The organism is Aeromicrobium marinum DSM 15272 (genome assembly GCF_000160775.2).
GTDB lineage: Bacteria > Actinomycetota > Actinomycetes > Propionibacteriales > Nocardioidaceae > Aeromicrobium > Aeromicrobium marinum.
The window spans coordinates 1,921,628-1,933,805 of the sequence record NZ_CM001024.1; the positions used below are offsets into that span (position 1 = coordinate 1,921,628).

Annotated in this window: 11 protein-coding genes; 9 read left to right on the plus strand and 2 right to left on the minus strand. The window is 73.1% G+C overall.

What is annotated here, in order from left to right; all coding sequences use genetic code 11:
- From galK to HMPREF0063_RS09800, 9 genes are all read left to right on the plus strand, one after another.
- Positions 1 to 1,089 carry a galactokinase gene (gene galK / locus HMPREF0063_RS09760; protein ID WP_007078498.1) on the plus strand — a complete coding sequence of 363 codons (1,089 nt, stop codon included), beginning with the start codon at positions 1 to 3 and terminating at the stop codon, positions 1,087 to 1,089.
- Positions 1,086 to 1,934: a prephenate dehydratase gene (locus HMPREF0063_RS09765; protein ID WP_007078499.1), complete on the plus strand. Its 849-nt coding sequence runs from the start codon at positions 1,086 to 1,088 to the stop codon at positions 1,932 to 1,934. Before galK ends, HMPREF0063_RS09765 begins: the two co-directional genes overlap by 4 nt.
- Before the next feature lie 2 nt (positions 1,935 to 1,936).
- Positions 1,937 to 3,055: a GNAT family N-acetyltransferase gene (locus HMPREF0063_RS09770; RefSeq protein WP_007078500.1), complete on the plus strand. Its 1,119-nt coding sequence runs from the start codon at positions 1,937 to 1,939 to the stop codon at positions 3,053 to 3,055.
- 27 nt (positions 3,056 to 3,082) lie between these two features.
- Positions 3,083 to 4,600, plus strand: coding sequence for a DHA2 family efflux MFS transporter permease subunit (locus tag HMPREF0063_RS09775; RefSeq protein WP_007078501.1), 1,518 nt, complete (start codon positions 3,083 to 3,085; stop codon positions 4,598 to 4,600).
- A 9-nt stretch (positions 4,601 to 4,609) separates the two neighbouring features.
- A complete protein-coding gene (gene purU / locus HMPREF0063_RS09780; RefSeq protein ID WP_007078502.1) occupies positions 4,610 to 5,476 on the plus strand; it encodes a formyltetrahydrofolate deformylase in 867 nt (288 codons plus the stop codon).
- Between the two features lie 136 nt (positions 5,477 to 5,612).
- Positions 5,613 to 6,623: an extracellular solute-binding protein gene (locus HMPREF0063_RS09785; protein WP_007078503.1), complete on the plus strand. Its 1,011-nt coding sequence runs from the start codon at positions 5,613 to 5,615 to the stop codon at positions 6,621 to 6,623.
- A complete protein-coding gene (gene cysT / locus HMPREF0063_RS09790; RefSeq protein WP_007078504.1) occupies positions 6,620 to 7,414 on the plus strand; it encodes a sulfate ABC transporter permease subunit CysT in 795 nt (264 codons plus the stop codon). The genes HMPREF0063_RS09785 and cysT overlap by 4 nt, the downstream gene beginning before the upstream one ends.
- Positions 7,407 to 8,237, plus strand: coding sequence for a sulfate ABC transporter permease (locus tag HMPREF0063_RS09795; RefSeq protein WP_007078505.1), 831 nt, complete (start codon positions 7,407 to 7,409; stop codon positions 8,235 to 8,237). Before cysT ends, HMPREF0063_RS09795 begins: the two co-directional genes overlap by 8 nt.
- On the plus strand, positions 8,227 to 9,195 hold the full coding sequence (locus HMPREF0063_RS09800) for a sulfate/molybdate ABC transporter ATP-binding protein (protein WP_007078506.1): 969 nt from the start codon (positions 8,227 to 8,229) through the stop codon (positions 9,193 to 9,195). The genes HMPREF0063_RS09795 and HMPREF0063_RS09800 overlap by 11 nt, the downstream gene beginning before the upstream one ends.
- Before the next feature lie 29 nt (positions 9,196 to 9,224).
- Here HMPREF0063_RS09800 and HMPREF0063_RS09805 read toward each other — a convergent pair whose 3' ends face one another.
- Positions 9,225 to 9,584, minus strand: coding sequence for a DcrB/PsbP domain-containing protein (locus HMPREF0063_RS09805; RefSeq protein WP_007078507.1), 360 nt, complete (start codon positions 9,582 to 9,584; stop codon positions 9,225 to 9,227).
- A gap of 46 nt (positions 9,585 to 9,630) precedes the next feature.
- The gene (locus HMPREF0063_RS09810; protein ID WP_007078508.1) at positions 9,631 to 12,144 is read right to left on the minus strand and encodes a helix-turn-helix transcriptional regulator; all 2,514 of its coding nucleotides are present in this window, start codon (positions 12,142 to 12,144) and stop codon (positions 9,631 to 9,633) included.
- Positions 12,145 to 12,178 lie beyond the last annotated feature (34 nt).

Sequence of the window (12,178 nt, forward strand, 5' to 3'; positions counted from 1 at the left end):
GTGGACGACGTGCGCAGGTGGACGGTTCCGGGGCGGGTCAACCTGATCGGTGAGCACCTGGACCACAACGGCGGACCCACCCTGCCGATGGCGATCGACCGGGCGATGACCCTCAAGGTGCGGCGCCGCCCCGACTCGGTGGTCAACGTCTGGAGCGACGGCCGACGGGCCACCTTCGACCTGGGCGTCGCCCCGGGACAGGTCGACGGGTGGGCCGCCTACCCGGCTGCAGCGATCTGGGCCGTCGCCCGGGCGGGGCACGCCGTGGGCGGGGTCGACCTGGTCGTGGAGTCCGACCTCCCGGCCGGTGCCGGGCTCGCCTCGTCGGCGGCGCTGGTCGCGGGCACCGCCCTCGCCGTGCTCGACGCCCACGGGATCGAGCTGCCCCGCGAGCGGGTCGCCGCGATCGCCCAGTCGGCCGAGAACGACGGCGTCGGCGTGCCGGTCGGCCGCATGGACCACCTGGCCGTCCTCTGCGCGCGGCAGGGCCACGCCCTGCAGGTCGACCACGGCAGCGAACCGCCGGCGCTCGGGCACGTGCCGGTGACGTGGGCCGACGCCGGCCTCACCCTGGTCGTCATCGACACCCGGTCACGGCACAGCCTGGCGGAGTCGGAGTACGCCGCGCGTCGCGCCGAGTGCGCGCAGGCCGCGGAGGCGCTCGGGCTGACCCACCTCGCGCAGGCCGGTGTCGACGCCGTGCTGAGGCTCGACTCCGAGGTCGCCGTGCAGCGCACCCGGCACGTGATCACCGAGACCGCACGGGTCCGTGGTGCGGCCAACGCCCTGCGCGCGGAGGCGTGGCCGCAGCTGGGTGCCATGCTCACCGCGTCCCACGCCTCGCTGCGCGACGACTTCGAGGTCAGCTGCCCCGAGCTGGACGTCGCCGTCGAGACCGCCGTGGAGGCCGGCGCCCTCGGGGCGCGGATGACCGGTGGCGGGTTCGGGGGCAGCGCGATCGCCCTCGTGGAGGTGGACCGGGTCGACGACCTGCGCCGACGGGTCGAGGCCCGCCACCTCGACCGGGACTGGCCGCAGCCGCACGTGTTCGCGGTCCGCCCGTCGCCTGCTGCCAGACTGGAGCCGTGACCACCAGCCGCATCGCCTACCAGGGTGAGCCCGGGGCGAACTCGCACATCGTCTGCCGTCAGCACCACCCTGACCTCGAGCCCCTGGCCTGCGCATCCTTCGAAGACGTCTTCGCGGCCGTGCGGTCCGGCGCGGCCGACCTGGCGATGATCCCCATCGACAACTCCATCGCCGGCCGGGTGGCCGACATCCACCACTTCCTGCCCGACTCCGGGCTGCACATCGTGGCCGAGCACTTCCTGCGGATCCAGTTCCACCTGCTCGGCGTGCCCGGGTCGACCACGGAGACCGTCCGCACCGTGCACAGCCACGTCCATGCCCTGGGCCAGTGCCGGCGCATCATCGCCCGCCTGGGGCTGTCCCCGGTGATCTCCGGCGACACCGCCGGCGCCGCCCGGGAGATCGCCGACGCCGCCGACGTCACCCAGGCGGCCATCGCCCCGCCCCTGGCCGCCGAGATCTACGGGTTGGACGTGCTGGCCACCGACGTCGAGGACGAGGACCACAACACGACCCGCTTCGTGGTGCTGTCCCGGGAGGCCCGGCGCGCCCGGGCCGGCGACGGGCCCGTGGTCACGAGCTTCATCTTCAACGTCCGCAACCTGCCCGCCGCGCTGTACAAGGCCCTGGGCGGGTTCGCCACGAACGGGGTCAACATGACCAAGCTGGAGTCGTACATGGTCGGAGGCGAGTTCACCGCGACCCAGTTCCTCGCGGAGGTCGACGGCCACCCCGACGACCCGCACCTGGCGCGGGCGCTGGAGGAGCTGCAGTTCTTCACGACCGAGGTCAACGTGCTCGGCGTCTACCCCGCGGACCCGTTCCGCGCCACCGGCCACGCCTGACCGTGGCGAGCCTGCCGTGGCCGCTGTGCGTGCCGGTCCTCACCGACGGCACCGTGACGCTGCGCGCCCACACCCCCGACGACGTCGCCCCCATGACCGAGATGGCGACCGACCCCACCACGGCACGATGGACCTCGGTGCCGTCGCCCTACCCCCCGGAGGCCGGGGAGGACTTCGCGCTGCGCCACGTCCCGGCGCAGTGGGACGCCGGCGGGGACCGCGGATGGGCGATCGAGACGGTCGACGACCACGGGCGGCCCCGCTTCGCCGGCAACCTCGACCTGCGGGGCAGCACGGTGGCGGACCTGGGCTTCGTGCTGCACCCGTGGGCCCGGGGCCGCGGCTGCATGAGGGCTGCGGTCGAGCTGGCGCTGGACTGGGCGTTCACCGAGGCCGGGACGGAGGCGGTGCACTGGCGCGCCGAGGTCGGCAACGTCGCCTCGCTGCGGGTCGCGCACGCCGCCGGGTTCCGGCTGGTCGCGACCGTGCCGGCGCTGCTGCTCCAACGTGATCGTGTCGTCGACGCCTGGACCGGCGTCCGGCTGTTCGGCGACCCCCCGACCGCTCGGACGCGGTGGGCCGCTCCGCCCGTCGTCCTGACCGACCGGGTGAGACTGCGACCGCTGGCCCAGACGGATCTCCCCCGGGTCGTGGAGGCCTGCTCCGACGACGTGACGCACCACTGGCTCTCGCACCTCCCGCGGCCCTACACCGTGGCGGCGGCCCGTGCGTACCTCGACGACACCGCGTGGCGGGCCGCCACCGGCGCCGCCTGCACCTGGGCGCTCGCCGACCGGTCCTCGGACCTGTTGCTCGGCACCGTCGCCGTGGTCGACCTGGCGGGGTGGGACCGGACGGCCGGCGAGGTCACCTACCTGATGCACCCCGATGCGCGCGGCCGGGGCCTGCTGCGCGAGGCGTTGCCGGCCGTCGTCGACCACGCCTTCTCGCCGCAGGGACTGGACCGGCGACGGCTCACCGCGGGCGCCGCCGCCGGGAACCGGGCGAGCATCGCCGTGCTCGAGGCGGCCGGGTTCGCGAGGTGCGGACGCGCGACGGCCGCGGAACCGGTGGGCGACGGCACCTTCGACGACGTGGTCGAGCTCGAGCTGATGCGCTGAGGCCACCGTGCCTGCCACACTGGTTGCGTGACCCAACCACCTGCGCCCGAGGCCGTCGACGCACCCGCGACCAGCCCGTGGCCGGCGCTGTGGGCGGTGGTGATCGGCTTCTTCATGATCCTGCTGGACAACACGATCGTCTCGGTGGCGACACCGGCGATCCTGCAGGACCTCGACACGACGTTCAGTGCCGTCATCTGGGTCACGAGCGCCTACCTGCTGGCGTACGCGGTGCCGCTGCTGGTGACCGGCCGGCTCGGCGACCGCTACGGACCCCGTCGCGTGTACCTGGCGGGGCTGACGCTGTTCACGCTCGCATCGCTGTGGTGCGGGCTGACCTCCTCGATCGAGGGCCTCATCGTCGCCCGCGTGTTCCAAGGGTTCGGCGCCTCGATGATGACCCCGCAGACGATGGCGCTCATCACCCGCACGTTCCCCGCCGCCAAGCGTGGTGCCGCCATGGCGCTCTGGGGCGCCACCGCTGGGGTCGCCACCCTGCTCGGTCCGATCGTCGGCGGCGTGCTCACCGACCTCGCGGGCTGGGAGTGGATCTTCATCGTCAACGTGCCGATCGGCGTCATCGGCTTCGTCGCGGCCTGGATCCTGGTGCCCGAGCTGCCCACCCACACGCACTCGTTCGACTGGTTCGGGGTCGCGCTCAGCGCGGTCGGCATGTTCTGCATCGTCTTCGCGATCCAGGAGGGCTCGACCTACGACTGGGGCACGATCACCGGCATCGTCTCCGTCCCGCTGCTGATCGTGGTCGGCCTCGTGACGATGGCCGTGTTCTTCTGGTGGCAGTCGCGGATCCGTACCGAGCCGTTGGTCCCGCTGCGACTCTTCCGCGACCGCAACTTCTCGCTGGCGAGTCTGGGCATCGTGGCCGTCTCGTTCGCCATCACCTCGATGGCCCTGCCGTTCATGTTCTACGCCCAGGCCGTGCGCGGGGACTCCCCCACCGAGGCGGGTCTGCTGCTCGTGCCGATGGCCCTGATGACGGCGGTGCTCGCACCGTACGTGGGACGCCTGGTCGACCGGGCGCACCCGCGCGCGATCACGTCGGTCGGGTTCGGGGCCAGCGCCGTCGCGGTGTTCTGGTTGACGCGGATCATGGAGCCGGCCACGCCGACGTGGCAGATCCTGCTCGCGATGGCGCTGTTCGGGGTCGGCAGCGCCTTCCTGTGGGCGCCGTTGGCCGCCACGGCGACCCGCAACCTGCCGATGGACTCCGCCGGGGCGGGTGCCGGCGTGTACAACACGGTCCGCCAGACGGCCGCCGTGCTGGGGGCCGCGGCCATCGCTGCGGCCATCGAGTCGCGGCTCGCGGCCAACCTGCCCGGGTTCGACGGCTCGGGCCGGGAGATGGAGCTGGGGGTCGACGCACTCCCGGCCGACCTGGCCGCCCCGTTCGCGGCGTCGATGTCGCAGTCGCTGCTGCTGCCGGCGCTCGCCCTCGCACTGGGGCTGCTCGTGGCCGTCTCCTTCGCCCGGCCGAGCCACGAGGGTCGTGCGCCGCGGCCCGTGATCGGCACCCGCTCCACCTAGACTCGCGCCGTGTCCACCAGCTACGTCCTGACCCTCTCCTGCCCGGACCGGCCCGGCCTGGTGTTCGCCGTGACGCGCTGGATCGCCGAGGCCGGCGGCAACATCCTGGACAGCCAGCAGTTCACCGACGTCAGCACCGACGTGGACGAGCGGGGTGAGTTCTTCCTGCGGGTCCACTTCGACTTCCCCACGCCGCAGGACCTCGCCGGGCTGCGGACCGCCTTCGCGGCGGTGGCGACCGAGCACCGGATGAACGCCGCGATCGTGCAGGCCGAGGCCCCGGTGCGGACGCTCGTGATGGTGTCGACCGACGGGCACTGCCTCAACGACCTGCTGTTCCGCCAGACCACCGGGGGGCTCAACATCGTCGTGCCGGCGGTCGTGTCGAACCATCGCGACCTGGAGCAGCTCGCGGGACGGTACGACGTCCCGTTCCACCACGTGCCGGTGAGCCGGGAGACCAAGGCACAGGCCGAGGCCGCCCTGCTGCGCCTGGTCGAGGAGCTCGACGTCGTCCTGGTGGTGCTGGCCCGCTACATGCAGATCCTGGGTGACGACGTGTGCCGGGAGCTGACCGGACGCATCATCAACATCCACCACAGCTTCTTGCCGAGCTTCAAGGGCGCGCGCCCGTACCACCAGGCGCACGACCGTGGGGTGAAGCTGATCGGCGCGACCGCCCACTACGTGACCGCCGACCTCGACGAGGGTCCGATCATCGACCAGGGCGTGCTGCGGGTCGACCACCGCCTGCGGGCCGCCGACCTCGCCCGGGTGGGCCGCGACGTGGAGTCCCAGACCCTCTCCCGCGCCGTGCAGCTGCACGCGGAGTCCCGCGTCCTGATGAACGGACCCCGCACCGTCGTCTTCGACTGACGCCCCGGCCCCCACCCGACGTCTCACCATCCGGCAGGCGCTCTCACATCGTGAGATCGGCGGTCCGCCCCTCCGCTCCCGCCTAGATTTCAGGACGACACGCGTGACCTGACCGACGACCGAGGAGGGGTGGAGCATGCCGGACCGCCGCCCCCGCACCGTCGTCGTGGCCGTGCTCGCCGCCGTCCTGCTGACCCTCCAGGGATGCTCCGGACCCGACGGCGACGACCTGACCCTGGTCGGCTTCGCCCTGCCCAAGAACGCCGACGAAGCCGCCCAGGCCGCGTTCGCCCGGACCTCCGAGGGAGCCGGGACCGAGTGGATCCAGTCCTACGGCGCCTCCGGGGACCAGAGCCGCGCGGTCGCCCGCGGGTTGCGGGCCGACGTCGTCCACTTCTCGGTGACGCCCGACCTCACCCGGCTCGTCGACGCCGGACTGGTGGGCGACGACTGGGACGACGACCGGCACGGCGGGATCATGACCGAGTCGGTCGTGGTGCTCGTGGTCCGCGCCGGCAACCCCCTCGGGATCGAGGGATGGGACGACCTGGCCCGTCCCGGTCTCGAGGTCGTGACCCCCAACCCCGGATCCTCCGGTGCCGCGCGGTGGAACGTCCTCGGAGCTTGGCTGCACGTGGCCGGCGACGGTGGGTCCGACGCCGAGGCCACCCGTTTCCTCGCGCGGGTGCTGGCCAATGTGGAGGCCCTGCCCGGCAGCGGCCGCGAGGCGACCGCGGCGTTCCAGAGCGGGACCGGCGACGTGCTCATCTCCTCGGAGAACGAGGCCATCCTCGCGCGGCAGAGCGGCGAGGACCTGGAGTACCTCGTGCCCGACGACACGCTGCTGATCCAGAATCCCGGTGCGGTGACCCGGCGTGCCGACCCCCGGGCAGCGGACTTCCTCGACTTCGTGCGGTCCGCCGCCGGCCAGACGGTCTACGCCGCGGCCGGGTTCCGGCCGCTCCGCACCGTCGTCGGCGTCGAGGTCGGCACGGTCGACGGCGCGACCGACCCGCGGAACCCCTACCCGGTCCCCCGCCGGCTGGCGACGGTCGACGACGACCTGGGCGGCTGGGACGCCGTCAACGCGAAGTTCTTCGCCGCAGACGGCCTCGTCACCCGACTGCTCACGGAGTCCGCCCGATGAGCCGCTCCACGCTCACCCGGCAGTCGGGGCTGGGCCTCGGCCTGGCCATGACGTGGTTCAGCCTGCTCGTCCTCATCCCGCTGGCCCTGATCGTCGTGCAGGCCACCGGTGGCGGACCGGGCATCTTCTGGGACACGCTGCGGAACCCGCAGACCGCGGCGGCCCTGCGGCTCACCGTCTCCCAGGCGCTGCTGGTGACCGCCGTGAACGTCGTCATGGGCACCCTCATCGCCTGGGTCCTGGTGCGGGACCAGTTCCCCGGCCAGCGCGTGCTCGAGGTCGTGATCGACATCCCGTTCGCGCTGCCGACGATCGTCGCCGGGCTCGTGCTGCTCAGCCTCTACGGTCCCGACAGCCCGCTCGGCATCAACGTCGTCAACACCGAACGGTCGGTGTTCCTGGCCCTGCTGTTCGTGACCCTGCCCTTCGTGGTCCGCACCGTGCAACCGGTCCTGATGGAGCTGGACCGTGACGTGGAGGAGGCGGCTGCGTCCCTCGGAGCCAGCCGCTTCACCATCGCCCGCCGCATCATCGCGCCCAGCCTCGCCCCCGCCGTGACCGCGGGCGCCGCGCTGTCGTTCGCCCGCGGCATCAGCGAGTACGGCTCGCTCGTGCTGCTGTCGGGCAACCTGCCGCTGAAGACCGAGGTGGCGTCGGTCCGCATCCTGACCTACATCGAGAACGGTGACGACGCCTCCGCGGCGGCGGTCGCCACGATCCTGCTGGTCGTCGCCCTGCTGGCCATCGCGACCCTCGAGCTGGTGTCACGCCGGATGAGTCGACGTGGCTAGCCGCGTCGCCGCCCCCGTGACCACCGGGACCCGGGTCCGCCGGCTCCTGGTCGTCGCCTACCTCGGGCTGCTCGTCGTGTGGCCGGTGGGCCTGGTGGTCCGCCGCACCTTCGAGGGCGGCGGCGAGAACCTCACGACCGCCCTGTCCGACCCCGTCGTGACCTCCGCACTGCAGCTGACCGTCGTCGTCGCCCTGTGGGCGGTGGCGATCAACACCGTGTTCGGCATCGGTATCTCGCTGCTGCTGGTGCGCCAGGAGTTCCCCGGCAAGCGGGTCCTGTCGGCCCTGATCGACCTGCCCCTGTCGGTCTCCCCCGTGGTCGTCGGGCTCGCCCTGCTGCTCGCCTACGGAGGCACCGACGGACTGTTCGGTCCGGGGCTGGAGTCCGCCGGCCTGCAGGTGGTGTTCGCGACCCCGGCCATCGTCCTCGCCACGGCGTTCATCACCCTGCCGCTCGTGATCCGCGAGATCGTCCCGGTCCTGACCGAGATCGGTACCGACCAGGAGCAGGCGGCCCGCTCGCTGGGAGCCGGAGGGTGGCAGACCTTCCGCCGCATCACCCTCCCGTCGATCCGGTGGGCGCTCGTGTACGGCGTCGTCCTGAGCCTGGCGCGAGCGCTCGGGGAGTTCGGGGCCGTCAAGATCGTGTCGGGCAACCTCATCGGCCAGACCCAGACCGCGACGCTCGTGGTCGAGCAGAAGTACCAGGACTTCGAGCAGGGCACGGCGTACGCCACCAGCTTCCTGCTCGCGCTGATCGCCGTCGCGGCCCTCGTGGTCGTCGCGATCCTGAGACCCCAGGAGAACTCCGATGGGCATTGAGATCACCGGCATCACCAAGCGGTTCGGCGACTTCGTCGCGCTGGACGACATCAACCTCTCGGTCCCGTCGGGCCAGCTGACGGCCCTGCTCGGGCCCAGCGGCGGCGGGAAGTCCACCCTGCTGCGGGTCGTCGCCGGGCTGGAGTCCGCCGACACCGGCCGCATCGAGATCGAGGGCATCGACACGACCGACCTGCCGGCCCAGAAGCGCAACGTGGGATTCGTGTTCCAGCACTACGCCGCCTTCAAGCACCTCTCGGTGCGGCGCAACGTGGCGTTCGGCCTGGAGATCCGCAAGCAGCCGAAGGACCAGATCACCGCCAAGGTCGAGGAGCTGCTCGAGCTGGTGCACCTCACCCAGTGGGGCGACCGGCTCCCGTCGCAGCTGTCGGGCGGTCAGCGCCAGCGCATGGCCCTGGCCCGCGCGCTCGCGATCGAGCCCAGCGTGCTGCTGCTCGACGAGCCCTTCGGCGCGCTCGACGCCAAGGTGCGCAAGGAGCTGCGCGACTGGCTGCGTCGCCTGCACGACGAGGTGCACGTGACGACCGTGTTCGTGACCCACGACCAGGAGGAGGCCCTGGAGGTCGCCGACACCATCGTGGTGATCAACGAGGGCCGGATCGAGCAGGTCGGCACCCCCGACGACCTGTACGACGACCCTGCCAGCGAGTTCGTGCTGAGCTTCCTGGGACCGGTGACCCGCCTCGGCGGACGGCTGATCCGCCCCCACGACATCGAGATCTCCCGCTACGAGCAGGCGGCGACCGCCGACGGGCCCATCACCCGCTGGACCCGCATCGGGTTCGAGGTCCGCCTCGAGGTGACCCCCACCGACCCGCTGCACCCCGAGCCGGTCCAGGTGGTGATCACCCGCACCGAGGCGAACGCCCTCGGCCTGCATCTCGGCGACCACGTGTGGCTGCGCCCGCAGGTCGGCGCCCAGACCGTGCGCGCCTGACGGGCACCAACACCACCACCGGCGCCGGCTCAGAGGTCGCAGACCTCGGTGCCGTCGTCGAACTCGACCTCGACGGACGTGCCGTCGGGCACGGTCAGCGAGGACACGACCGTGCTGATGATCAGGCACGCCGACGAGAGCTCCGAGGACTCCTCGACCCGGATCTTCAGGGTCGTGCCGTCCACCGAGTAGCCCGCGACGTTGCCCATGGCGGTCTCCAGGGCGAAGCCCAGCGTGTCGAGGCCGGTGTCGATGTCCCCCAGCGACGTCGGCGCTCCCGCACCGCCGGACTCCGACGTGTCGGACGCGACGGGGACGTCCACGGGGTCGTCGCCGCAGGCGGCGAGGGTGAGGGCGAGCAGGGTGACGGGGACCAGGAGGATCTTCATGGGTCCGAGGCTGCACCACCGCGACACCCAGCGGATTGAGCAGGAACTACTCACTCAGGGAGTCGAGCACCTCGCGGGTCAGGTCGTCCCGGCCGGAGATGCCGAGCTTGCGGTAGATGCGCGCCAGGTGGTTGTCGACCGTTCGGACCGACAGCCCCAGATCCGCCCCGATCTCGCGGCTCCGCTCGCGACGGGCGGCACGACGGGCGATGTCCAGCTCACGGGGGGTCAGGGACTCGGCATCGTGCTGCACGGGCCACGCCGAGACCTGCCGGCTGCCCAGGAGCACCCCGCGCGTCTTCCACTCCCGTGCCGCAGCCGTGTGCCCGGCGCGGCCGTGCAGCCGGGCGAGGACCTGGGTGGCGTGCGCGGCCCGCCCGAGCAGACCCATCTGCTCCAGCTCGTCGACGCAACCGGCCAGCACCGCGGTCGACCCGGAGACGACGGCCTCCGCCCGCCGCGCCAGGGCAGCGGTCAGCGGCGAGAGGTCGGCCGACGTCTGCACGTCGTCGAGGCGGGCCGGGCCGGGGTCGACCATGAAGGCCTCGTCGAGCGCCAACGCGGCGAAGTACAGGTGCGACTGCTCGACCGCGGTGCGCCCGGCCGCTGCGAGCAGGTCCGCCGCCGCCTGTCGGTCGCGGGACCGCAGGGCCCGTTCGGCGCGCGTCCGGGCCACGTGCAGCTCGACCTTCACGTCGGCCCGGTGCAGCTCGGTCACCCCGTCGAGGCGGTCCTCGGCACTGCCGAGGCGGCCGCTGCGGGCGTCGACGGCGGCAGCCAGTGCCACGGCCGCCGGCTGCAGACCGGTGAAGTCGCGCCAGGCGAGGTGCCGCACGGCGCGTCGCGCCAGGGCGTCGGCCTGCAGCAGGTCACCCCGGTGCAGCGCCAGCTCGGCTGCGGCGAACTCCCACATCCCCAGCGACGGGTCACCCTCCAGGGCTGCGCGGTCACGGCACCGCGTCGCCAGCCGTTCCGCCTCCGGGACCCGGCCGTCGAAGGCCGTCCCCAGGTACTCCGAGAGGCTCAGCAGGTCCGCGGTCGACCGCGGAGCCTCCTCGACCAGCACGAGCGCCGACCGACCCGCCTCCACGTGCGCCGTCACCTCCGCCACGGGGCCGCCGAGACTGGCCAGCATGGCCCCGATGAGCGCCTCGTTGAGCCGGGTGCGGGCATCCTCCGACGCGGGGGCCACCGGCTCGCCGGAGGGGTTCTCGCCGGCCATCAGGCGCCACTTCACGAGGTCGGTCTCCAGGACGCGGCGCCCCTCCCGGCTCTCGACCCGGTCCAGGACCGCCGCCACCTCCACCACCGCGGCCCGGGGGTCGGCCCCCCGCACCGCGAGGGCCAGCCCCCACTCCTGACCGATCCGGACCCGCAAGTCGTCGTCGACGGCGTCGAGGTCGACCGAACGGAGGGCTCCGACGGCATCGTCCAGGTCTCCGTCGGCAGCCGCGACCGCCGCCCGCAGCACCCGCTCGGTCTCCGACGTGCCGTCCAGGGCGTCGAGCAGCTCGCGGGCCTCGGCGGTCCTCGATGCGGCCCGGGCCGCGTCGGCGGCCGCCAGCAGCTGCTCGTCCTCGACCTCCCCGCCGGCGCGCACGGCCAGCAGCGCAGAGGTTCCGGTCCACCCGGGCCGTCCGCGCAGCGCAGCAGAGATGCGTGCCTGTCGGGCGCGGCGCACCGAGGGTGGTGCGTCGGACTGCAGGGCGAGCGCCACCATCGGTCGGGTCTGCCGGACGCAGGACCCGTCGATCCGCACCAGGCCCGCGGCCTCGAGGTCCACGAGGACGCCCGGGGCGAACAGGTCGACCGGCAGGTCAGGGGCGACGGCGACGTCGGCGAGGGCATCGAGGGCATCGGCGCCCAGACCTGCCGTCGCCGCAGCGGCGCGCCGGCGCACGGCCGGGGTCGCCACCACCTCACCGAGGAAGATCCCCGCAGGTCCTCGGTCGACCGCACCAGCGGCCGTCACCAGCTCCACGGCGCACCGCACGTGCCCCTCGGCCAGGGTCACGAGCGCGGCCGCGGACGCGGCGGACAGCTCGTCACCCACCAGTCCGGCCGCCAACCTCAGGACGTCGTCAGGGGGCAGCGGGTCCAGGTCGACCCGTGCCCATCCCCGGTGCACCGACTCGTCGAGCACCGACGTCGGGAGGTCCTCCGGACGCGCGACCACCACGGCGACGGCCGCACCGGCCCGCGCGAGCTGGCCCAGCAGGACGGCCGACGCGGTGTCGAGCTGTCCGGCGTCGTCGACCAGCACCGTGGTCCCCCGCGCCGCGACCTCGACCGGCAGGGCCGTGTAGACCGCCAAAGGAGCCGCTCCGGCCACCCCGTGGGTCGTGATCACCTCGGCGAAGGCCGCCAACGGCACGTCGGCCACGGCGTCGGCACCGCGCACCACGACGACGGACCGTCCCTGGTCGGCCAGGGCGTCGCGCAGCCGCTCCAGGACGCCGGTCCGCCCCGAACCCTGCTCACCCACCACCAGCACCGAACGGCCACCCGTCAGCTCGCCACGCGCTGCCTCGACGGCCGCCCGGCGGGTGTGCAGATCCATGGCCGAAGACTAGGGCGGTCCCGGGGACGGGGCA